We start from the raw sequence: 20,786 nt of genomic DNA on the forward strand, positions 1-20,786 counted from the left end.
CCTCAGCGCGGCGGCGCGGTGGCGAGCCGGTCCGCCAGCGCCGTCAGCGTCCGGCCGAGCGGGAGGCCGACCCGGACGGTGGCGTAGGCGTCCCCGCGCGTCCCGCCCTGGTTCACGATCGCGACGGGCTTGCCGGCCCGCGCCGCGTGCCGAACGAAGCGCAGACCGGACATGACCGCCAGCGAGGAGCCGAGGACGAGCAGCGCCCGCGCCTCGTCGACCAGGTCGAAGCAGTGCCGCACGCGCGGCTGGGGCACGTTCTCACCGAAGAAGACCACGTCGGGCTTGAGGATCCCGCCGCACGCCCGGCAGGCCGCGACCCGGAAGGCCGCCACCAGGGCGTCGGGCAGTTCGACGTCCCCGTCGGCGTTCCTCGGGGAGCTCTCGTCGCGGAAGGCGCCGTTGAGGGTGTGCAGGCGCCGGTCGAGGTCCGCGCGGGTGCTGGCGCGCCCGCAGCCGAGGCAGACCACCCGGTCGAGGCCGCCGTGCAGTTCCACGGCGTCCAGGGTGCCGGCCGCGCGGTGCAGTCCGTCCACGTTCTGGGTGATCACCGCCGACACCAGGCCGCCCCGGCGCAACTCCTCGACCGCCCGGTGCCCGGCGTTGGGGCGGGCCCGGGCGATCGACTGCCACCCGGCGTGGCTGCGCGCCCAGTAGCGGCGACGGGCCTGCGCGCTGCCCACGAACTCCTGGTACGTCATCGGCGTCCGGCGGCGCAGGCTCCCGGTGGGGCCGCGGTAGTCGGGGATGCCCGACTCGGTCGACAGTCCCGCGCCGGTCAGGACCAGCACGTCCCGGCCGGCCAGCAGCCGTCCGATCTCGCCCAGCGCGGCGTCCGGCGGCTCGCTCGCTCCGGCCGCCGGCGGCTCGGGCATCGGATCCACAGCCATGCCCACAGCCTAGCGACGCGGCGGAGGCCGTGCAGGGGGTTGCGCCCTCCTGCACGGCCTCGCGGCGACCCGGGGTTGCCCGGGCCGCCCGGGTCAGTGCCCGGCGGTGCCGAAGGCGGCCACGTCGGCGCGCAGGGCCGGCAGGCTCGCGTACATCGTGCCGCCGGGGCAGTCGGTGGCCAGCCAGTCGCGGTGGCCGCTGATCGTCTCGACCGGCTTGGTCACGCCGTTGACCGGGTTGACGAAGGTGGTGTGCGCCTGGGGGTCCAGGTTGTGCCCGCGGGCCACCGCGGCGAGCAGTGCGGTCAGCGACGCCCGGGCGGCCGCGGTCGGCTCCTGGCTGCTGAGGGTGCCCAGCAGGGCGATGCCGAGGTTGCCCGAGTTGAAGCCGGCGGTGTGGAAGGCCGTCACGACGTTCCCGGACGCGTCGTGCGCCGGGATGCCGTCGTCGCCCGACCAGCGGCCCTCGTAGATCCGCCCGGCCTCGTCGATCAGGAAGTGGTAGCCGATGTCGCCCCAGTCGTTGGTGATCGCGTGGTACTCGTAGATCGCCCGCATGGTGGCGGCCGGGTCCGGGTCGGCGTTGGGGGTGTCGGTGTGGTGCACCGTCAGGGTCTGGAGCGGGTAGTACTTCGCGGGGGAGTTCTCCACGCCGTTCTTGAAGCGCTTGGACTCGTCGGCGCCCCAGGCCGCCCGGGAGACGTACTCGACGCCGCAGAAGGTGGTGGGCGTCGTCGGGGCGATCGCCACGGTGCGGGCCGGGCCGTGCACGGTGTCGATGGCGGCGGAGCGGACGTTGCCGGCCCCGTCGGGCAGGCGCAGGTCGTAGCCGGGCGCGCCGCCGGCGGCGATCAGCGCGGTGGCGACGCCGCCCGCGCGGTCCTCGTGGTCCGGGCCGCCCGCGCAGCCGCCGGGCAGCGGCTGCCACGTACCGGGGGTGGCGTCCTCGCGGTGGAGGCGGATGGCGGCGCCGCGGGTGGGGCCGTCCCAGCTGACGCCGACGTAGCGGATGGGGAAGTCCGCCCGCACGGTGGTGGCCGCCCGGCCCACCGCGGACTGCGCCCGGGTGACCGGGACGCGGGTCGTCCGGGCGGCGACCGGCCGGGCCCCGCCCGCGCCGGTGCCGGCGGCAGCGGTGCCGGCACCGGTGGTCGCGGCCGACGCGGCGGGGGTGACGGCGAGCGCGGCAGCCGTGGCGCCGATCGCCGTGACGAGGGTGCGCCGGGTGACGGCGGGCTTCGGGTTGGGCATGGATGGTCCTGTCTCGGGCGTGATCGGGAACGGAGGGCCCGAGAATTCGCTCCGGATGTCGCGCCCCCCGCTGACAGAAGATCAGTCAAGGTCGAATGTACACAATTGACCCCGTGCATCCGTTCGATTCCTAGGAATCTTTGCCCGAAAGTGCAGGTCGGAAGGGGTCTGGGCGAGCAGCGACCCGCCACCCGGGTCAGGCGGCCTCGACCGCGGCCTTGATGCGCCGGCCGAAGGCGGGCGCGTCCTTGCGGGCGGCGCCGAGGGCGAGGCCGACGAGGAGCTTGCCCAGGCCGTGGCCCTCCAGGGTGTTGAAGATCCGCACCCGGGTGGTGTTCGGCGACACCGCCGTCAGGTCGTAGCCGCCGTCGGAGGAGGTCACGAGGTTCTTCGAGATCTCGGTCCAGCGCAGCGTGGTGGGCGCCCGGAGCTCGGTGATCCGGATCTGTCGTGCGGTCTTCATGCCGGCGTCCTTGACCGTGCTGGTGAACACGGTGCCGACGGCGGTCGGGCCGTCCGGCGCCTTGGTGATCTCCAGCACCCGCGGGCTGAACGCCGGGTCGTTCCGGCCGTCGGCGAGATAGGCGAACACCTCCTCGACGGGGCGATCGATCTCGACCGTGGTCTCGAACCGGCCTGCCATGAGCTCTCCTTCGACGAAACGGATCGGTGACGTCCCGTCATCGTCCCAGGCGGGCACGGGCGATGACGTCAGGCGCGGCCTTGCATAGACTCGGTCGCCATCTGCCCGGGCGAGTCCAGGAGAGTCACCGCATGACCACCCCTTCCCTCAGCGTCGACACCGGTACCTCGGCCACCCCCATGCTGGACGACACCATCGGCGCGAGCCTCGACCGCGCCGTCCGCGCCTTCCCCGAACGCGAGGCCCTGGTCGACCTGCCCGCCGGCCGCCGCTGGACGTACCGGGAGCTGGCCGAGGAGGTGGACCGGGTGGCGCTCGGGCTGCTGGCGCTCGGCGTCGGCCGGGGCGACCGGGTCGGGATCTGGGCGCCGAACTGCGCGGAGTGGGTGTTCACGCAGTACGCCACCGCGCGGATCGGCGCCGTCCTGGTGACCGTCAACCCCGGCTACCGCGCGCACGAACTGGAGTACGTGCTGCGGCAGTCGGGCACCCGCACGATCGTGGCCGCGCCGTCGTTCAAGACCTCCGACTACGCGGCCATGCTGGCCGAGACCGCCCCGCGCTGCCCCGCGCTGAAGGACGTCCTGCTGATCGGCTCACCGGCCTGGGACGAGCTGCTCGCCCGCGCCGCGCACGCCGACCGGGGCCCCCTGCACGCCGCCGCCGGGGCGCTGGGCGCGGACGACCCGATCAACATCCAGTACACCTCGGGAACCACCGGCTTCCCGAAGGGCGCGACCCTGTCGCACCGCAACATCCTCAACAACGGCTACTTCGTGGGCGAGTTGTGCGGCTACTCCGAGCTGGACCGGATCTGCGTGCCGGTGCCCTTCTACCACTGCTTCGGCATGGTCATGGGAAACCTCGCCGCGCTCTCGCACGGGGCCTGCGTGGTGATCCCGGCCCCGGGCTTCGAGCCCGCCGCCACCCTGCGCGCGGTGGCCGCCGAACGCTGCACCTCGCTCTACGGCGTCCCGACCATGTTCATCGCCGAGCTCAACGACCCGTCCTTCGCCGACCACGACCTCTCCAGCCTGCGCACCGGGATCATGGCCGGGTCCCCCTGCCCCACCGAGGTGATGAAGCAGGTCGTCGAGCGGATGGGCATGCGCGACGTGTCGATCTGCTACGGCATGACCGAGACCTCCCCGGTGTCCGTCCAGACCCGGATCGAGGACCCGCTGGAGCGCCGGGTCTCCACCGTCGGCCGGGTCGGCCCGCACCTCGAAGTGAAGGTCGTCGACCCGCGGACCGGCCGCACCGTCCCGCGCGGCACGCCCGGCGAACTCTGCACCCGGGGCTACTCGGTGATGGTCGGCTACTGGGAGCAGCCCGACCGCACCGCCGAGGTCCTGGACGGCGACGGCTGGATGCACAGCGGCGACCTGGCGGTGATGGACGAGGAGGGCTACCTCACCATCACCGGCCGGATCAAGGACATGGTCATCCGCGGCGGCGAGAACATCTACCCGCGGGAGATCGAGGAGTTCCTCCACACCCACCCGGACGTCCTGGACGCCCAGGTGATCGGTGTCCCCGACGCGAAGTACGGCGAGGAGCTGATGGCCTGGATCCGGCTGCGCCCCGGCGCCCCCGAACTGACGGCGCCGGCGCTGCGGGAGTTCTGCAGCGGCCGGATCGCGCACTACAAGATCCCGCGTTACGTGCACCTCGTCGAGGAGTTTCCGATGACCGTCACCGGCAAGATCCGCAAGGTGGAGATGCGCGAACAGGCGGTCGCCCTGCTGGGGCTCGCCTGACGGGCCCGGGCGTCGAGCGGGTCCGGCGGCCCGCGCGGCCGGCCCGGGGCGTGTCGTGCCGGGGCGTGTCGTGCCGGGGCGAGTCGTGCCGGGGCGAGTCGTGCCGGGGCGATGTGTGTCGAGAGGACCGGGAGGGGTGTGGAGCGGCGCGTTCGGGGCAGCCGGAGGTCGAGGACGCGCCGCCCGGGACGGTCGGGGCGCCGCGCCCGGGGTCCGCGCTCAGCACCCCGAACCACCCCCGACGGAAACGGAGCCCGTGTCATGACGAACGTCGCACGCCTGCCCGGAGCCCTCGACCACCGGTGGAACTGGCAGCTGCACGGCGCCTGCCGCTCCGCCGACAGCGGTCTCTTCTTCCACCCGGTCGGCGAACGCGGCGAGGCCCACGACTCGCGCGAGAACGCCGCCAAGGCCGTCTGCGCGGGCTGCCCCGTCCGACGCGAATGCCTGCGCTACGCCCTGGAGGCCCACGAGCGGTACGGGGTCTGGGGCGGTCTCGGCGAGCACGAACGCCTGCGGCTGGGGCGTCAGGCCCGGAAGGTCCTCCGGTAGGCGCCCGGCGGCACGCCGATCGCGGTGTGCAGGTGCTGGCGCAGGGACGCGCCGGTGCCGAAGCCGACCCGTTCGGCGATCCGGTTGACCGGCAGGTCGCTGCTCTCCAGCAGGTGCCGGGCCAGGTCGACGCGCTGCTGGGTGAGCCACTGGCCCGGGCTCTGCCCGACCTCGGCCCGGAAGCGCCGGGTGAAGGTGCGCCGGCTCATGCCCGCGTGGCCGGCGAGGTCGGTCAGCTGGAGCGGTTCGTGCAGCCGGTCGAGGGCCCAGGCCCGGGTGGCGGACGTCCCGGCGTCCGTGCTCTCCGGCACCGGCCGTTCCACGTACTGCGCCTGGCCGCCCTCGCGCTGCGGCGGGACGACGCAGCGCCGGGCGACCAGGTTGGCGACGGCGCTGCCGTGGTCGGAGCGGATCAGGTGCAGGATCAGGTCGATGCCGGCCGCGGCGCCCGCCGAGGTGAGGATGCGCCCGGCGTCGACGAAGAGGACGTCGGGGGCGAGGTCGACCTGCGGGTAGACCTGCCGGAACCGGTCGGCGTGGCGCCAGTGGGTGGCGGCGGGGCGGCCGTCGAGCAGGCCGGCCGCGGCGAGCAGGAAGGTGGCGACGCAGATGCCCGCGATCCGGGCGTCGGGGCGCAGCAGCGCCAGTGCCTCGGTGATGCGCGGAGACAGGGAGTCCTGGTCGACGATCCGGGCGAACTCCTCGGAGGCGGGGACGATCAGCGTGTCGGCCCCGGCCAGTGCGGTGCGGTCGCGTTCGACGGTGATGGAGAAGTCCGCGGCGGTGCGGACGGGCCGGCCGTCCAGCGAACAGGTGACCACCTCGTAGAGGGGCCGGCCCGCGGAGTCCGTGGCGGCCCCGAAGAGCCGGGAGGCGAGGCTCAGCTCGAACGGGATGACCCCGTCCAGGGCGAGAACGACGACGCGATGCATGGCCCAATTCTTGCACAGCATGACCTTCGGGCCGCTATCGACGCAGGTCGAGGCCGTCGCATCCTGGATGCATGAGCACAATGAAGGCCATCACCCAGAACACCTACGGCGGCAGCGACGTCCTGCGGGAGGTCGAGCTCGACCGCCCGGAGCCCGGCCCGTCCGAGGTACTCGTCCGCGTCCGCGCCGCCGGCATGAACCCCACCGACTGGAAGCACCGCCAGTACGCCGGCTTCCTCGACCGCCTCCCGGTGGTCCTCGGCTGGGACGTCTCCGGCGTCGTCGAGGCGGTCGGCACCGGCGTCACGATCCACCGCCCCGGCGACGAGGTGTTCGGGATGCTGCCCTACCCGTACGGCGTCGGCGCGTTCGCCGAGTACGCGGTGGCCCCGGCCCGCGCGCTGGTCCGCAAGCCGGCGGGCATCGACCACGTCCAGGCGGGCGCGATCCCGCTGGCCGCCCTGACCGCCTGGCAGGCGCTCGTCGACGCGGCGGACGTCCGGCCCGGCCAGCGCGTCCTGATCCACGCCGCGGCCGGCGGCGTCGGCCACCTCGCCGTGCAGATCGCCAAGACCCGCGGCGCGTACGTGATCGGCACGGCCAGCGCTCCCAAGCACGCGCTGCTGCGCGAGCTGGGCGCCGACGAGCTGATCGACTACCGCAACGAGGACTTCACCCGGATCGCCCCGGTCGACCTGGTGCTGGACACCCTCGGCGGCGACACCGCGATCCGCTCGCTGGACACCCTGAAGCCGGGCGGCCAGCTCGTCAGCATCGCGCTCGGCACGCTGCCCGCCGACCTCGCGGAGCAGGCCGCCGCCCGGGGCGTGCGGGCCTACCCGCTGCTGGTCGAGGCCGACCAGGCCGGGATGAAGGCCATCGCCGGGCTGGTCGCCGCCGGAGACCTGCGGGCCGTCGTCGAGGCGGTCTTCCCGCTCGCCGACGCCGCCAAGGGCCACGACCTGGGCGACACCGGCCGGGTCACCGGGAAGATCGTGCTGACCGTCGACGAATAGCCCGGGTCGGTGCGCACCGCCGCCGGGCTCCGACGAGCCCGGGCCGGCGGTGCGCGTGCGGCGCTACAACACGACGATGTCGAAGTGCGCGCTGTTGTCCCCCGGCGTCGGATCCCCGGGCAGGTCGACCAGCGCGGTGCCGTCGAGCACCCCCGGGTCCATGCCGGTGGCCACGCCCAGCCGGACGTCGGCGCCGACCGAGGCGCCCGGGGCCAGCCCGGCGGGGAACGTGCACGTCACCGTGTGGCCGAAGGGCCCGGTGGAACAGACGGCCGGGGCGAGCCCGGTGCCGACGACCCCGGGCGGCAGCTGGACCACCAGCTTGAACGGTTCGGTGGTGGCCGAGTCCCCGGTGTTGACCACGACGGGGTGCACGGTCGTCGTGCCGCCCCCGTGCACCGGGGCCGGGTCGGCCGCCGTCACCCCGAGATCGGGGCCGCACGGGACGACCGCCGCGGCCGGTGCGGCCGTGAGCACCACCACCGCGCCCGCCACCCGCACGGCCCGCCACCACAAGCGCTGGGACATCGCGCCCTCACCCACCTCGTCCTCGCTCCGCCGGCCGACCGGTTCGGCCGTGCCCAGGATCGGGGTGCCCGGACCGCCGGCGATACGGGACACGGCCGTGATCCACCCGAACGAGGGGTCGCCGGCTGCGCCGGGTGGCCCGGGGCAGGGCCGGAGGCGCCGCCGGACGCACGGGCCCGCACCGGCCGCGCCGGGCGATCGGCGGCGGTGAACGCGCCCGTCGCCTGTGAGAGGCTCGCCCCATGGAACAGCGTGTACTCGGCCGGACCGGCCGACCCGTCTCCGTCGTGGGGCTCGGCACCTGGCAGCTCGGCGCGGACTGGGGTGACGTCCGCGAGGAGGACGCGCTCGACGTCCTGGACACTTCCGTCGAGGCCGGCGTCACCCTCTTCGACACCGCCGACGTCTACGGGGACGGCCGCAGCGAGCAGCTGATCGGCCGCTACCTGAAGGGCCGCCCGGACGCGGAGGTCTTCGTCGCCACCAAGTTCGGCCGCCGGGCCGAGCAGCGCCCGGAGCACTACAACCTCGCCAACTTCCGTTCCTGGTCGGACCGTTCACGGGACAATCTGGGCGTGGACCGGCTCGACCTGGTGCAGCTGCACTGCCCGCCGACGCCGGTCTACGCCACCGACGAGGTGTTCGACGCACTCGACACCCTGGTCGCCGAGGAGCGGATCGCCGCGTACGGCGTCAGCGTCGAGACCTGCGCGCAGGCGCTGACCGCGATCGCCCGGCCCGGCGTCGCCAGTGTCCAGATCATCCTGAACGCGTTCCGGCTGAAGCCCCTGGAGCTGGTCCTGCCCGCCGCCGCGGCCGCCGGGGTGGGCATCCTGGCCCGCGTCCCGCTGGCCTCGGGGCTGCTCTCGGGCCGCTACACCGCGCAGACCGCCTTCGCCGCGGACGACCACCGCAGCTACAACCGGCACGGCGAGGCCTTCGACCAGGGGGAGACCTTCTCCGGCGTGGACTACGCGACCGGGGTCGAGGCGGCCGCGGAGTTCGCCGCGCTCGCGCCCACGGGTGCGACCCCGGCGCAGACCGCGCTGCGCTGGATCATCCAGCAGCCGGGGGTGACGACGGTGATCCCCGGCGCCCGCAACCCCGGGCAGGCCCGCGCGAACGCCGCCGCCGCGGCCTTCCCGCCGCTGTCCGCGACGACCCTCGCCGCCGTGCGGGGCCTGTACGACCGCCGGATCCGCCCGCAGGTCCACGACCGCTGGTGAGGCACCGCCGATGACGGGATCGTCGGTTCCCGCCTGAACACGCACACCCGACGGCCCGGCAGGTCGATCCTGCCGGGCCGTCGCGCACCCCGTCAGCTCAGCGGGGGTCCAGGCCCTGCAGCATCTCCGGCAGGTCCCGGCTGTGGACGACCCCGAGGCTCTTCGTCGCACGGGTGAGGGCGACGTAGAGGTCGTTCCCGCCGCGGGAGTGCGCCGCGAGGATCTCCGTGGGCTCCACGACGAGGACGGCGTCGAACTCCAGCCCCTTGGACTGGGCGGCCGTCATCAGCACGACGGGCGAGTCCAGCGACGAGGGGCCGTCGGCGCGCGCGACACCGTCCACCTCGGTCAGCCGGTCGATCAGTTCGGCCGGGAAGCCGGGGGCGTGCAGGATCGCCATCCGGCGGCCGTCCAGCTGCGCGACCTCCTTCTCGACGACGGCGCGCAGGGCCGCCCCCCGGTCGTCCGCGGGGATCCGCAGGCTCCACGGGCGGGTCCCGCCGCTGCGCACCGCGGTGGGGGCGGTGAGCGCCGGGTCGACCGCCCGCAGGACGCCCTCGGTGATCCGCATGATCTCGGCCGGGGTCCGGTAGTTGATGGTGAGTTCCACCGTGCGCCAGCGCCCGGCCGTGTACTCGTCGAGCGCCTCGCCCCAGGAGCTCAGCCCGGCCGGCGCACCGGTCTGCGCGAGGTCGCCCACGATCGTCATGGAACGGCCGGGGCAGCGGCGGGTCAGCAGCCGCCAGGCCATGGGGGACAGTTCCTGCGCCTCGTCGACGATGATGTGCCCGAAGCCCCAGGTCCGGTCCTCGGCCGCACGCTCGGCGAGGGGGCGGAACTCCCCCTCGCCGCGGTACTGGCGGGTCAGCATCTCCGCGTCGATCTCGGCCAGCCCCGCGCCGAAGTCCTCCAGGACGACCTTGGCGAACTCCAGCTCCTCGGCCTCGGCGGCGGCGGCGGCCCGGCGGGAGACGGCGCTGCCGGGCAGCGGGCCGAGCAGCTCGGCGGCCTCGTCGAGCAGCGGCACGTCGTCGGTGGTCCAGGCGGTGGCGGCTTCCTGGTCCGGGCCCGGCCGTTCGCGCAGCAGGGCGGCGCGTTCGGCCTCCGAGAAGTCCGGCATGGCCTCCGCCAGCAGCTCAGGGGAGCCGAACAGCGTGGTGAGCAGCTGCTCCGGGCCGAGCCGCGGCCACAGCTTCTCGGCCAGCGCCTGGAAGTCGCGCTCGACGACGAGCGAGTCGGCGAGGTCCACCACGTCGTCCAGCTCCATCTCCCCGCCCCGGTCCCTGGCGATCCGCAGGGCCAGCTCCGAGGAGAGCCGCTCGACCAGGGCGGCCCGGGCCGCGTTGTGCGGTTCGCCGCTCTTGTGGGCGGCGGCGTGGGCCCGCTCGCACAGGGCCCGGCCGATCACGAGCTCCTCCTGGTGGGGCGAGCTCCGCCCCACGGTGATGGTCCAGGACTCCTCCGGCAGCTGCCGCAGGCCCTCCAGCGCGGTGGCGAGCACCCGCGCCATCCGTGCGTCGCCCTTGACGGCGGCCGCCTCGGGCGTCTCCGTGTCCGTCCCGGTCACGCCGGGGTAGAGCGCGCCGATGCTGCTCAGCACGACCTCGCTCTCGCCGAGCGCGGGGAGGACCTGGTCGATGTAGCGCAGGAACGTCGTGTTCGGCCCGATGACCAGCACCCCGCGCTTGGCCAGCCGGTCGCGGTGGGTGTAGAGGAGGTACGCGGCGCGGTGCAGCGCGACCACGGTCTTGCCGGTCCCCGGGCCGCCCTGGACGACCAGCACGCCGCTCAGCTCGGAGCGGATCACCCGGTCCTGCTCGGACTGGATGGTGGAGACGATGTCGCCCATCCGCCCCGTCCGGGCCGCCGTCAGCGAGGCGAGCAGCGCGGTCTCCCCGCTGAGGTCGGAGCCGGCCCGGCCGTCCAGGGCGCCCACGCCGAAGGCGTCGTCGTCGAAGTCGACGATGGTCCGGCCCTTGCTCCGCAGGTGCCGTCGCCCCGTCACCCCGCCGGGGGCGGCGGGCGTCGCGCGGTAGAACGGCTCCGCGGCCGAGGCCCGCCAGTCGGTGAGCAGCGGTTCGTGGTCGTCGTCGGCGAGGGCGATCCGGCCGATGTACTGGCGCTCGCCGTCGGCGGTGTCGAGCCGGCCGAAGCAGAGCCCGTACTCGGCGGCGTAGAGCTCCGCCAGCCGGCGGGTGTGGTGGAGCTCCATGGTGTCGCGCTCCAGGCGGGACTGGAGCGTGCCGCCCTTGTCCTGGCGGTGGATCTCGCGCAGCCGGGCCGTCGCGAGTTCACGCAGGCTTTCGAGCCGGTCGTACAGCCGGCCGACGTACGCGTTCTCCGCCCGCAGCTCCCGGGTCCGCCGGCCGTCGGAGGCCGGGGCGTCGCCGCCGCCCGGGTTCGTCCCGGCTCCGGCGGTGGTGGGTTCGGACGGGGACGACGACGTGGGGACCAAGGCAAGCTCCATTGACTCAGGACCTTCGATCGACCGGGCGACCGAGGGCGGCGGCGGAGGGACACCGCCATGTACGACACGACAAAGCTCGGGGGCGGGGACCGCGCGCACGCGACGGCCCCGGTGGGGTTCCCAGCATAAGGATCTTGGAAGTCGGCGCTTTCGGCGCACCGGTGGCGAGCGGACGGGGACGGGCTGCGGCACCTTCCATGTCCGCGGGCCCCGGCCCAGGCCGACAATTCTGCGGCACGACCGGGGCCTTGCGGCAAGCCCCCCCGTGCGCTATAAGTTGGGAGTGGAAAGGAGTGGGTACGTCCCCTTTCCCGTTCGTCGTCCGCCCTGGTCGGACCACCCCCTCACGAAGCGCGGTGCGCCGCGTACCGCGCTGCCGTCCGTCGCGCCGATCGCGCGTCCGTCCGTCAGGGCCTGTCACCACGCGGCCGCAGTGCCGGAGTTCCCGGAGCCTCTCACAGTCCGCCGCGCCGACGAAGCCCGCCGCCGCTGACGGCCGGAGCCGGGGCGCCGGCCGCCGGCGTCGGGGAGAGCGGCAGTGTGGCGGCCACCCGGAAGCCGGCCCGGTGCGGGCCGGCGGTCAGCTCGCCGCCGAAGACCGCGATCCGTTCGGCGAGCCCGATCAGGCCGTGTCCGGTCGAGAGGTCCCGCCGCAGCGCGAGGGTACGGCCGGCGCCGTCGTCGACCACCTCGATGTGCAGGGCGTCGGACCAGGTGATCCGCACGGCCGCGTGACTGCCCGGCCCGGCGTGCTTGGTGATGTTGGTGACGGCCTCCTGCACCAGCCGGTAGGCCGTGCGGTCGACGCTGTCGTCGAGGGGGAGCGGGGTGCCGCGGACGTCGAGGTCGATCCGGATGCCCGTCCGGCGGCCGTCCTCCAGCATCGGCTGCAGATCGGCCAGGCCGTGCCGGCCGATGTCCTCGACGGGGGCGTCCGGGCTGCGCAGCACCCGGAGCATGCGGCGCAGTTCGGTCATCGCCGACCGGCCGACGTCCTCGATGTGGCCGAACGCCTCGATGGCGCCGGTCTGCTCGGCGGGCGTCGTGCTCCTGGCGTTCTCGGCCCGCATGACCATGACGGCGACGGCGTTGGCGACGATGTCGTGCAGCTCGCGGGCGATGCGGGTGCGCTCGCGCACCACCGCCCGGCGGGCCTCGGTGAGGTCGCGGCGGTCGCGCTCGGCGGCGATCCGGCCGGCCCGGACCCAGCGGGCGAGGCTCCAGGCCGAGACCGTGACCAGCACGTAGAAGGCCAGTGAGGACAGCAGCATCGAGGTGCTGTCGGTCGTCGGCACCAGGTCGACCAGGTAGTAGGTCTTCAGCCCGGTGGCGGCGAGTCCGAGCGCCAGCGCGGTGAAGGCGGCCGGGCGTCGGCAGGTGTCCGCGACGGTGTACAGCGCGAGCAGCAGGCCGAAGAACGGGGTGAAGGACAGCGCGTCGGCCAGCGTCAGCAGGCACGCGCCGGTCGTGACGGCCCAGACGACGAGGAACACCGCCATCGGCCGGCGCCGGCGCAGGGCCAGCGCGACGGCCTGGACGCAGGCGAGTGCCAGGACCTGGGCGTGCTCCGCCCAGGAGGTGCCCGGAAACGCCGGGTTCCCGAAGTAGAAGACGTCCGGCGCCGTGGCCGCGAGGGCCAGGGCGAGGTCCTGCAGCCCCACGGACCGGTGGCGGCGGTGGTCCGCCGCCCGGTCCGCGGGGTGCTGTTCGGTGGTGTCCATCAGCTGGTCCGTGTTCCCGCCAGGTGCCCCGGGCCGGCTACTTGAAGCAGCAGGCTTGCTGCGGCACGGTGTTGCAGCATTCGGCGCGGGTGAAGTCGGTGAGGTCGCCGGCGAAGGCGAGCCACCAGGTGTCCGGCTGCATCAGGGCGGGCGGCCGGGCGATCGGGTAGCCGAGATCGGCGTAGGCCGCCCACAGGTCGCCGCCGTGGGTGTGCAGGGCTCGGGTGAGATCGCGTCGGGAGTGCTCCCTGAGCGCGTCCGTGTGCCGCGAGGGCTTGTTCAGGGTCAGCAGCGCCGCCGCCGCGGTGACACCGTCCGTGGCGACCGCGGACAGGGCCAGGCCGGCGACGTTGATCGTCTCCGGGCCCGGGTCCGGGTCCGCGTTCCGCGTGATGCGGACGACGAGGCGCTGCCAGGGGCTCGACAGGGTCTCGGGCGGCTGCGGCACCAGGACGGTCTGGGTACTGAGCAGGAAGCCGTGGGCCACTGCCGGGCCGGGCCCGCCGCCGGCTCCGGCTTGGTGCACGGCGACGTCGAAGGTCGGGGTGGAGCGGTCGTTCATGGCGTGTCCTCGGGGTCGGCCACGGTCGGCGGCGCGTGCCGGGTGCCTCGGGTCGGCCGGGGGGCCGAGCGGATCCGGCGGTTTGTCGTGCCGTCCGCACCGGGGCGGTCGGAGCACCGCTGCGCAGTCGCCCGACGGGGGCTGCGCGACCGTGGAACTCTTCCTCCACGGTCTCCCCTTGCGCGTCCCGAACACATGAGCCCCTGGTCCCGGCCGGAGCCTGTCCGGCCGGGACCAGAGCGGCCCCGGTCCCGCGCCCGGCCCGGCAGGCAGGCACAGCCGAAAAGCCACTGGTGCCGCCGCGCCCGTTCCGACAGGCTGCCGCGCATGGACTGGATGCCCCTGCTCTCCACGCTGACCGGTGCCGTGATCGGCATCACCGCCACCCTGGTCGCCGACCGCAACCGCTGGCGGCGCGAGGAGGCCCGGCACGCGCTGGACGTGCGGCGCGAGGTGTACACCCAGTTCGTCAGCGCGCTCAAGGCCGCGGGCGAGGAGATCCGGGCGGTCGCGCTGGGCGACCACCTCTCCGAGTCGGCGCGTGACGCGGCCGTGCGGGAGGCCTTCCGGGCCACCGGCCTCTACACCGCGAGCGAGCGCCTCTGGCTGGTCGGGCCGCCGCAGGTCGTGGCGGCCGGGAACGAGGCGTTCCTCAGCCTGCGCCGCGTCCGCGACGCCTACGCGGCCGGGGCGGCCGTCGGCTCCGCCGAGGACGCGCCGCTGATCGCGCTGCGCCGTTCGGCGATGGGCCGGATGCGCGGCCTCATGCGCGAGGACCTGGGCATCGGCCCGCTGGGGATCGAGTGAGCCCCGGCCGCGCCGGTCAGCGCGCCGTCACCGGGTCGGTGCCGAGCCACCAGGCGGGGTCGGCGGTGCCGTCGGTGGTCCGGCCGTCGCTGTGCACGTAGTACCGGGCGTCCCGGCCGGGCTCGGCCAGTTCGCCGGCCAGCGCGCGCTCCAGCCACTCCGCGCCGAAGCGGAAGACCTCGGCCGCGACACCGCCCAGCGGGTGGAACTCGCCTTCGTAGACCCGCATCTCCTTGGGCGCGGTGATCAGCTCGTAGCCGGCCAGTGCCTGCTCCAGCCGGGTCAGCTCGTCGAACTCGCCGATGCCCACCAGGACCGGGCAGGTGATCCGGGTGACCAGGTCGCCGAGCGGCAGCCGGTCGACCAGTTCGCGGTCGAAGGCCTGCTCGTCGGTGTAGCCGGCCATGTACATGAAGTTGTGCTTGAAGCTCGGCTGGGCCCGCTCGAAGATGGTGTCGAAGTCGCCGGTGACGGCTTCGAAGGCGGCCAGCGCGGCGAGCCTCGGGTCGGCGGCGGCGGCCCGCATGCCCCAGTAGCCGCTCATGCTGATGCCGAACATGCCGATCCGCTGCGGGTCGACCTCGGGGAGGCCGGCCAGGTGGTCGATGCAGCGGCTCAGCGCCCGCTCGTAGTTGGTGAGGTCGAGGGTCAGCCCGTTCGCCCGGGACTCGCCCTGGCCGGGGCCCTCGATGGAGAGCGCCACGATGCCCCGCGAGGTGTAGTAGCGCTCGGCGGCGAAGATGTAGTCCTCCTTGATCATGTCCATCCCCGGGCCGAGGATGACCGCGGAGGCCTGCTCGACGCGCCCGGGCGGCAGGTGGAGCAGGGCGTAGACGTGCCGGCCTTCGAACTCCAGCTCCACCCGGCGCACCCGGTGGCCGCGCAGTTCGCCGAGTCGCGCCACGCAGTGGTCGGCACGCTCGCGGAACGCCGTCTTGCGCGGGTCGGAGGCGTCGAGGAACGAGTACTGGGCGCGGCCCCACATCACGGCCGCCCGCTGGTACAGGTCGGCGGCGGTGCGGCCGAAGCCCTCGCGCTCGTGGTGGGCGGCCCGCTGCTCGGCCTGCCCGGCGACGGTGGCCCACGCCTTGGGCAGCATGGCGCCGCTGCGGACCAGCGCGAAGACCTTGTCGAAGTCGGTGTGGTCGTGGCCGAGCTGCTCCATCGTGCCCTTGGCCTGCGGGTGCAGGGCGTCGAAGCCGCCCTGGGCGAGGGCGATGTCCAGGGCCCAGCTCTGTCCGGTCGATCGGACGGTCATGGTGCGCTCCCTTGTGGAAGAGAATTGATAAGTACTTAACTATTAAGTACTTATGCTTTACCCGGCTGTCAACCCCGGCGTCAGACGGGAGAGGATCACCCCATGACCGAACCGAATGCGGACCGGCCGGCCCGGTCGGACCGGGCCCGGCCCGGAGCGGAGCGCGTCGAACGCGCCGACGCGCTGGAGGCGCTCGCCCGCGCCGCGTACAGCCTCAGTGCCGCCGACGCCCGCCTGCGCGGTCGCGCCACCCGCTCCCCGGGCGCGCTCTCGCTCACCCACGCCCGGGCCCTGCGCGTCCTGGCCGACGAGGGGCCGATCCCGGTCAGCCGGCTCGCGGCCGGCGCCGAGACCACCGCGGCGGCGGCGACGCAGCTGGTCAACGGGCTGGTCGAGGCCGGCTACGTCACCCGCGAGCGGCCGGCCCACGACCGGCGCTCCGTCCTCGTCACCCTCACCGCGGCCGGTCGCGAACGGCACCTCCAGCGCCAGCAGGCGCTCCACGCCGACCTGGACCGCCTGGTCGCCGGGCTCGACGACGCCACGATCGAGGCGGCGGCCACCGTGCTGCGCGGACTCGCCGGGATCTACGACGGGCTCTGACGCCGCCGCCTGCCGCGCGCTGTCGTTCGAGCCGTACCCATAGGTCGGATCTATGAGGTCATAGCTCCGGACCCCCTACACCGGTGCACACTGCCCGGGTTTGCTTCAACCATCCGTCTGCCGCTCGCCCGCCCGGAGGACCACCCGACATGTCCCGCCCGATCCGCATCGCGATCGTCGGAGCCGGCCCCGCCGGCATCTACGCCGCGGACGCCCTGCTCAAGTCCGACGCCGCCCAGGACCCGGGCGTCTCGATCGACCTGTTCGAGCGGATGCCCGCCCCGTTCGGGCTGATCCGCTACGGCGTCGCCCCCGACCACCCGCGGATCAAGGGCATCGTCACCGCGCTGCACCAGGTCCTGGAGAAGCCCGGCATACGCCTGTTCGGCAACGTCGACTACCCGGGCGACCTCACCCTGGACGACCTGCACCGCTTCTACGACGCCGCGGTCTTCGCCACCGGCGCGACGGCCGACCGGGCCCTCGACATCCCCGGCACCGGCCTGGACGGCTCCTTCGGCGCCGCCGACTTCGTCTCCTGGTACGACGGGCACCCGGACGTCCCCCGGACCTGGCCGCTGGAGGCCGAGAAGGTCGCCGTCCTCGGCGCGGGCAACGTGGCGCTGGACGTGGCCCGCATCCTCGCCAAGACCGCCGACGAGCTGCTCCCCACCGAGATCCCCCCGAACGTCCACGCCGGGCTCAGGGCCAACCGGGCGCTGGAGGTGCACGTCTTCGGCCGTCGCGGCCCGGCGCAGGCCAAGTTCAGCCCGATGGAACTGCGCGAACTCGACCACTCCCCGACCATCGAGGTCGTCGTCGACCCCGAGGACATCGAGTACGACGAGGGTTCGATCGCCGAACGCCGTGGCAGCAAGCACGCCGACATGGTCGCCTCCACCATCGAGAACTGGGCCATCCGCGACATCGGCGACCGCCCGCACCGGGTCCACCTGCACTTCTTCGAGTCCCCCGTCGAGGTGATCGGCGAGGACGGCCGGGTGAGCGGCCTGCGCACCGAGCGCACCGAACTCGACGGCACGGGCAACGTCCGGGGCACCGGCCGCTTCACCGACTGGGACGTCCAGGCCGTGTACCGCGCCATCGGCTACTACTCGGACGAGCTGCCGAAGGTGCCCTTCGACCCGATCAGCGGCACCGTCCCCAACGAGGCCGGCCGCGTCCTGGCCGCCGACGGCTCCCACCAGGCCGCCACCTACGTGACCGGCTGGATCAAGCGCGGCCCCGTCGGCCTCATCGGCCACACCAAGGGCGACGCCAACGAAACCGTCGCCTGCCTGCTGGCCGACCACGCCGCCGGCAGCCTCCCCGGCGCCGTCGAGCCCGAGCCCGACGCGGTGGTGGCCCACCTGCGCGACCAGGGCGTCCGGTTCACCACCTGGGAGGGCTGGAAGGAGCTCGACGCCCACGAGCGCGACCTCGGCACGGCCGAGGGGCGCGAGCGCGTCAAGGTCGTCGACCGCGAGGAGATGCTCCGCCACAGCGGCGCCTGACGGGCCCTCGGGCCCGGGGGCGGGGCCCGCGGCGGACGGCGTGGACCGAACCACGACGGGGCGGACGGTCGAGCACCGTCCGCCCCGGCTGTTCGCCGGGCCCGCCCGGTGGCCGGGGCGCGCAACCGGGCGGGGGTCTGCTGCGTCCGGACGAGGTGGGGTAGGGTCGCCGGACCACACCCGTCGACGTAGGGGGAGGGTCGGCCCGGCGCCATGACCAGGGAACTTGCCAAGGCTTCGCGTGTGCGAATAGCCGATCTGACGCCGGGTACGGACCTCTATCTCGGTGTGCGGTTGAGCGCGCCGGGGCTGGTGTTCGACATCAGCTGCTTCGGTCTGGACGCGGATCAGCGGCTCAGCGACGACCGCTACTTCGTCTTCTTCAACCAGCCCGCCAGCCCGGAGGGCTCGGTGCGGCTGTTGGGCGGGCAGTCCGGTGACACGGAGGCGTTCCGGATCGTGCTGCCGGACGTCCCGCCGGCCATCGACCGGCTGAGCCTGACCGCGACCATCGACGGCGAGGGCCGGATGTCGCAGGTCACCTCCGGGTGCGTCCGGCTCGTCGTGGACGGGACGGAGGTCGGCCGCTACTCCTTCACCGGCTCGGAGTTCAGCACCGAACGTGCGGTGATGCTGGCGGACATCTACCGGCGCAACGGCGAGTGGCGCATCACACCGGTCGGCCAGGGCTTCGACGGGGGCCTGCGGGCACTGCTGGAGAACTTCGGCGGCGAGGCGCTCGAAGAGGACGCCGAGCAGGGCGGGAGCGAGGTCCAGGCCGCCCCGGCGCCCGCTGCTCCGGCGCCGGTGCCGTCGGTGCCCGCTGCTCCCGTGTCGGCCGCGCCGGTGCCCGCGCCGCAGCTCCCCGTGCAGCCGCCCACGCCGCCCGGCGTCCGGATCTCCCTGGTCAAGTACGCCGAAGTCCCCGAGCAGACCGGGTGGGTGCAGCAGAACGACCACCTCGTCCGCTACACCCTGAGCAAGGGCCAGGACGTCCTCGCCCTGCACGGCAGCATGGTGGCCTACCAGGGCCGGGCCGAGTTCGCCCACGAGAGCTCCGGCATGCTGCGCAAGCTCACCGGCAACCTCACCGGCCAGACGCTCAAGCTGATGCGGGTCTCCGGCGAGGGCCAGGTGTTCCTGGCCGACGAGGCCGCCCACCTCCACGTGGTGCGGCTGGAGGGCGACGCCATCTGCGTCAGCTCCGACCGGGTGCTGGCCTTCGACGCGAACCTGGAGCACGAAGTCCGCCGGATCGAGGGCGAGGGCCTGCCGAACGGCGGCTTCTTCACGCTCCAGTTCAGCGGCCACGGCACGGTGGTGGTGAAGACCAACGGCATCCCGGTGGTGCTGCCGGTCACCCCGGCGCCCGAGACGTACGCCGACGTCCACGCGCTGGTCGCGTGGTCGCGCGGAGCCCAGGTGATCACCACGGCCCCGGTGCGGATCCGGCGCTCCGCCTACGCGGGGCACGCCGCGGAGTCGTACAGCCTTCAGTTCAGGGGCGGGCCGGGGAACTTCGTCGTCGTCCAGCCGTTCGAGGTCTGAGCGGGCGCAGCGCCCGGGTACAAGGAGGTTGGAATGGAGCGGCAGGTGCTCTCGGGCACGTACCTGCAGGGGTACACGGCCTCCCCGGTCGCGGCGCGGATGAGCAACCACGGCGGGGCGATGTGCCGGGTCGCCGTCACCGGCGCGCAGGACGTGCTCGCCAAACCCGGGGCGATGGTTGCCTACGACGGGTTCCTCCAGTACGAGGCGGTCTCGCAGTCGCTGCGCCGGTCGCTCGGTGAGTGGGCGTCGGGCGAGCGCAGTCCGCTGCTGCGCTGGTTCGGCGACGGCACGCTCTACCTGGCCGACTTCGGCGCGGACGTGCTCAACCTCCAGCTCGACGACGAGTCGCTGTCCGTCAACGGCTCGCACCTGCTGGCCCTGGACGCCTCGCTGGGCTGCGCCGTAGAGAAGGTCAAGGGGCCGGCGCTGATGGCCGGTACGGGCCTGTACAACGTGACGGTGAGCGGCAGCGGCTGGGTGTCGGTCACCTCCCGCGGGGTCCCGGTGGTGCTGGACTGCGCGGAGGCCGAGACGTTCGTCGACCCGGACGCGCTGGTGGCCTGGACGACCGGGCTGGAGATCAAGGTGCGGCGGACCCTCAAGGTCGGCTCACTGATCGGCAGGGGCAGCGGCGAGGCGGTCCAACTGGGCTTCAAGGGCTCGGGTTTCGTCGTCGTCCAGCCCAGCGAGGACACCTCCGACCGACTCAAGATCCGCGGCTGAACAGTCCGCAGCCAAGGAGCAGTGATCACCGTGCACAGTCCCCTTCTCGACCACACCGCCCTGGCCGGCGACGAGCGCTTCGCCCTGCAGAACCCGCAGTTGCTGCGGGTCGCGCTGGACGGGCGGGCCGAGGTGCTGGCCCGCAGCGGCGCGATGGTCGCGCACACCGGCCGGGTGCAGTTCACCGGCTGGACCGAGCCCGGCCGCCGGAGCCGCAACCGGCAGCAACAGCACCATCCGCAGCAGCACCACCAGGCGCGTCAGCAGCCGCCCGCCCTGGACCTGATGCGCTGCGCCGGCACCGGCACGGTCTACCTCGCCAACCTGGCCCAGCACCTGCACATCCTCGACCTCCGGCGCGAACGGCTGACGATCACCAGCAGCTACGTCCTGGCCCTGGACACCACGATCGAGTGGCGGGCGATCGACATCGAGGGTGGTGAGCGGATCTCCGGCGTCGGCCGGCACAGCCTGGAGCTGTCCGGCAGCGGCACGTTGGTGGTGATGACCTCCGGCCTGCCGCTGGTGATGCCGGTACGCGCGGGCCAGTACGTCTACGCGGACGCCGACGCGGTGGTCGGCTGGTCCTCGGCCCTCGACGTCCAACTCCAGGCACAGAGCAGCAACACCGAGGCCTGGCGCCGCCGCGGCACCGCCACCGAGGGCTGGGAGCTGTCCTTCACCGGCGACGGCATCGTCATCGTCCAGCCCAGCGAACTCCTCCCGCCGCAGCGGGTGCCGCTGCGCTGACCGCCGCCCGGCACGGCGCACCACCCGGGCGG

19 protein-coding genes are annotated in these 20,786 nt (G+C 73.8%); 10 read left to right on the top strand and 9 right to left on the bottom strand.

The window, feature by feature from the left end; genetic code table 11:
• Window positions 1-2: 2 nt before the first annotated feature.
• The 3 genes from ACFVYI_RS19830 to ACFVYI_RS19840 form a co-directional block, all read right to left on the bottom strand.
• Complete coding sequence (locus tag ACFVYI_RS19830) at window positions 3-890, bottom strand: NAD-dependent protein deacetylase (RefSeq protein ID WP_387887184.1); 888 nt, start codon at window positions 888-890, stop codon at window positions 3-5.
• Window positions 891-983: 93 nt separating this feature from the next.
• The gene (locus ACFVYI_RS19835; RefSeq protein WP_387887187.1) at window positions 984-2,141 is read right to left on the bottom strand and encodes an N-acetylmuramoyl-L-alanine amidase; all 1,158 of its coding nucleotides are present in this window, start codon (window positions 2,139-2,141) and stop codon (window positions 984-986) included.
• Between the two features lie 196 nt (window positions 2,142-2,337).
• On the bottom strand, window positions 2,338-2,784 hold the full coding sequence (locus tag ACFVYI_RS19840) for an SRPBCC family protein (RefSeq protein ID WP_387887189.1): 447 nt from the start codon (window positions 2,782-2,784) through the stop codon (window positions 2,338-2,340).
• A gap of 131 nt (window positions 2,785-2,915) precedes the next feature.
• Between ACFVYI_RS19840 and ACFVYI_RS19845 the strand changes: the two genes are divergently transcribed.
• Window positions 2,916-4,544, top strand: coding sequence for an AMP-binding protein (locus ACFVYI_RS19845; protein ID WP_387887192.1), 1,629 nt, complete (start codon window positions 2,916-2,918; stop codon window positions 4,542-4,544).
• Window positions 4,545-4,805: 261 nt separating this feature from the next.
• A complete protein-coding gene (locus ACFVYI_RS19850) occupies window positions 4,806-5,096 on the top strand; it encodes a WhiB family transcriptional regulator (RefSeq protein ID WP_387887194.1) in 291 nt (96 codons plus the stop codon).
• On the opposite strand, the gene ACFVYI_RS19855 is transcribed toward ACFVYI_RS19850, so the two are convergent.
• Window positions 5,072-6,028 (bottom strand): GlxA family transcriptional regulator, encoded by a 957-nt coding sequence (locus tag ACFVYI_RS19855; RefSeq protein WP_387887196.1) that lies wholly within the window; start codon window positions 6,026-6,028, stop codon window positions 5,072-5,074. The genes ACFVYI_RS19850 and ACFVYI_RS19855 overlap by 25 nt on opposite strands.
• 80 nt (window positions 6,029-6,108) lie before the next feature.
• Between ACFVYI_RS19855 and ACFVYI_RS19860 the strand changes: the two genes are divergently transcribed.
• The gene (locus ACFVYI_RS19860) at window positions 6,109-7,044 is read left to right on the top strand and encodes an NADP-dependent oxidoreductase (RefSeq protein ID WP_387887300.1); all 936 of its coding nucleotides are present in this window, start codon (window positions 6,109-6,111) and stop codon (window positions 7,042-7,044) included.
• Between the two features lie 63 nt (window positions 7,045-7,107).
• Here ACFVYI_RS19860 and ACFVYI_RS19865 read toward each other — a convergent pair whose 3' ends face one another.
• The gene (locus tag ACFVYI_RS19865) at window positions 7,108-7,665 is read right to left on the bottom strand and encodes a hypothetical protein (RefSeq protein ID WP_387887198.1); all 558 of its coding nucleotides are present in this window, start codon (window positions 7,663-7,665) and stop codon (window positions 7,108-7,110) included.
• 149 nt (window positions 7,666-7,814) lie between these two features.
• Between ACFVYI_RS19865 and ACFVYI_RS19870 the strand changes: the two genes are divergently transcribed.
• Window positions 7,815-8,798, top strand: coding sequence for an aldo/keto reductase (locus ACFVYI_RS19870; RefSeq protein WP_387887200.1), 984 nt, complete (start codon window positions 7,815-7,817; stop codon window positions 8,796-8,798).
• A 97-nt stretch (window positions 8,799-8,895) separates the two neighbouring features.
• On the opposite strand, the gene ACFVYI_RS19875 is transcribed toward ACFVYI_RS19870, so the two are convergent.
• The 3 genes from ACFVYI_RS19875 to ACFVYI_RS19885 all read right to left on the bottom strand — a co-directional run bounded on the left by ACFVYI_RS19875 (window position 8,896) and on the right by ACFVYI_RS19885 (window position 13,548).
• A complete protein-coding gene (locus ACFVYI_RS19875; RefSeq protein ID WP_387887201.1) occupies window positions 8,896-11,265 on the bottom strand; it encodes a HelD family protein in 2,370 nt (789 codons plus the stop codon).
• A 455-nt stretch (window positions 11,266-11,720) separates the two neighbouring features.
• Window positions 11,721-12,986, bottom strand: coding sequence for a sensor histidine kinase (locus ACFVYI_RS19880; RefSeq protein ID WP_387887203.1), 1,266 nt, complete (start codon window positions 12,984-12,986; stop codon window positions 11,721-11,723).
• Window positions 12,987-13,023: 37 nt separating this feature from the next.
• A complete protein-coding gene (locus tag ACFVYI_RS19885; RefSeq protein WP_387887205.1) occupies window positions 13,024-13,548 on the bottom strand; it encodes a hypothetical protein in 525 nt (174 codons plus the stop codon).
• Between the two features lie 327 nt (window positions 13,549-13,875).
• Between ACFVYI_RS19885 and ACFVYI_RS19890 the strand changes: the two genes are divergently transcribed.
• Window positions 13,876-14,355 (top strand): hypothetical protein, encoded by a 480-nt coding sequence (locus ACFVYI_RS19890; protein ID WP_387887208.1) that lies wholly within the window; start codon window positions 13,876-13,878, stop codon window positions 14,353-14,355.
• A 16-nt stretch (window positions 14,356-14,371) separates the two neighbouring features.
• On the opposite strand, the gene ACFVYI_RS19895 is transcribed toward ACFVYI_RS19890, so the two are convergent.
• Window positions 14,372-15,613 carry an alpha/beta hydrolase gene (locus tag ACFVYI_RS19895; protein ID WP_387887211.1) on the bottom strand — a complete coding sequence of 414 codons (1,242 nt, stop codon included), beginning with the start codon at window positions 15,611-15,613 and terminating at the stop codon, window positions 14,372-14,374.
• A 102-nt stretch (window positions 15,614-15,715) separates the two neighbouring features.
• On the opposite strand from ACFVYI_RS19895, the gene ACFVYI_RS19900 reads away from it, so the two are divergent.
• From ACFVYI_RS19900 to ACFVYI_RS19920, 5 genes are all read left to right on the top strand, one after another.
• Window positions 15,716-16,216 (top strand): MarR family winged helix-turn-helix transcriptional regulator, encoded by a 501-nt coding sequence (locus tag ACFVYI_RS19900; protein ID WP_387887212.1) that lies wholly within the window; start codon window positions 15,716-15,718, stop codon window positions 16,214-16,216.
• Between the two features lie 149 nt (window positions 16,217-16,365).
• Window positions 16,366-17,730: an FAD-dependent oxidoreductase gene (locus tag ACFVYI_RS19905; RefSeq protein WP_387887214.1), complete on the top strand. Its 1,365-nt coding sequence runs from the start codon at window positions 16,366-16,368 to the stop codon at window positions 17,728-17,730.
• A 213-nt stretch (window positions 17,731-17,943) separates the two neighbouring features.
• On the top strand, window positions 17,944-19,278 hold the full coding sequence (locus tag ACFVYI_RS19910; protein WP_387887217.1) for a TerD family protein: 1,335 nt from the start codon (window positions 17,944-17,946) through the stop codon (window positions 19,276-19,278).
• Window positions 19,279-19,311: 33 nt separating this feature from the next.
• Window positions 19,312-20,004 (top strand): AIM24 family protein, encoded by a 693-nt coding sequence (locus ACFVYI_RS19915; protein WP_387887220.1) that lies wholly within the window; start codon window positions 19,312-19,314, stop codon window positions 20,002-20,004.
• A gap of 30 nt (window positions 20,005-20,034) precedes the next feature.
• Window positions 20,035-20,754: an AIM24 family protein gene (locus tag ACFVYI_RS19920; RefSeq protein WP_387887222.1), complete on the top strand. Its 720-nt coding sequence runs from the start codon at window positions 20,035-20,037 to the stop codon at window positions 20,752-20,754.
• Window positions 20,755-20,786 lie beyond the last annotated feature (32 nt).

This window comes from Kitasatospora sp. NPDC058218, from assembly GCF_042882445.1.
Taxonomy (GTDB): Bacteria; Actinomycetota; Actinomycetes; order Streptomycetales; family Streptomycetaceae; genus Kitasatospora.

Excerpts from the sequence above, each read along its gene's own strand:
- ACFVYI_RS19830 (WP_387887184.1), bottom strand. The coding sequence starts at position 890 with ATGGCTGTGGATCCGATGCCCGAGCCGCCGGCGGCCGGAGCGAGCGAG.
- ACFVYI_RS19835 (WP_387887187.1), bottom strand. The coding sequence starts at position 2,141 with ATGCCCAACCCGAAGCCCGCCGTCACCCGGCGCACCCTCGTCACGGCG.
- ACFVYI_RS19840 (WP_387887189.1), bottom strand. The coding sequence starts at position 2,784 with ATGGCAGGCCGGTTCGAGACCACGGTCGAGATCGATCGCCCCGTCGAG.
- ACFVYI_RS19845 (WP_387887192.1), top strand. The coding sequence starts at position 2,916 with ATGACCACCCCTTCCCTCAGCGTCGACACCGGTACCTCGGCCACCCCC.
- ACFVYI_RS19850 (WP_387887194.1), top strand. The coding sequence starts at position 4,806 with ATGACGAACGTCGCACGCCTGCCCGGAGCCCTCGACCACCGGTGGAAC.
- ACFVYI_RS19855 (WP_387887196.1), bottom strand. The coding sequence starts at position 6,028 with ATGCATCGCGTCGTCGTTCTCGCCCTGGACGGGGTCATCCCGTTCGAG.
- ACFVYI_RS19860 (WP_387887300.1), top strand. The coding sequence starts at position 6,109 with ATGAAGGCCATCACCCAGAACACCTACGGCGGCAGCGACGTCCTGCGG.
- ACFVYI_RS19870 (WP_387887200.1), top strand. The coding sequence starts at position 7,815 with ATGGAACAGCGTGTACTCGGCCGGACCGGCCGACCCGTCTCCGTCGTG.
- ACFVYI_RS19875 (WP_387887201.1), bottom strand. The coding sequence starts at position 11,265 with ATGGAGCTTGCCTTGGTCCCCACGTCGTCGTCCCCGTCCGAACCCACC.
- ACFVYI_RS19880 (WP_387887203.1), bottom strand. The coding sequence starts at position 12,986 with ATGGACACCACCGAACAGCACCCCGCGGACCGGGCGGCGGACCACCGC.
- ACFVYI_RS19885 (WP_387887205.1), bottom strand. The coding sequence starts at position 13,548 with ATGAACGACCGCTCCACCCCGACCTTCGACGTCGCCGTGCACCAAGCC.
- ACFVYI_RS19890 (WP_387887208.1), top strand. The coding sequence starts at position 13,876 with ATGGACTGGATGCCCCTGCTCTCCACGCTGACCGGTGCCGTGATCGGC.
- ACFVYI_RS19895 (WP_387887211.1), bottom strand. The coding sequence starts at position 15,613 with ATGACCGTCCGATCGACCGGACAGAGCTGGGCCCTGGACATCGCCCTC.
- ACFVYI_RS19900 (WP_387887212.1), top strand. The coding sequence starts at position 15,716 with ATGACCGAACCGAATGCGGACCGGCCGGCCCGGTCGGACCGGGCCCGG.
- ACFVYI_RS19905 (WP_387887214.1), top strand. The coding sequence starts at position 16,366 with ATGTCCCGCCCGATCCGCATCGCGATCGTCGGAGCCGGCCCCGCCGGC.
- ACFVYI_RS19910 (WP_387887217.1), top strand. The coding sequence starts at position 17,944 with ATGACCAGGGAACTTGCCAAGGCTTCGCGTGTGCGAATAGCCGATCTG.
- ACFVYI_RS19915 (WP_387887220.1), top strand. The coding sequence starts at position 19,312 with ATGGAGCGGCAGGTGCTCTCGGGCACGTACCTGCAGGGGTACACGGCC.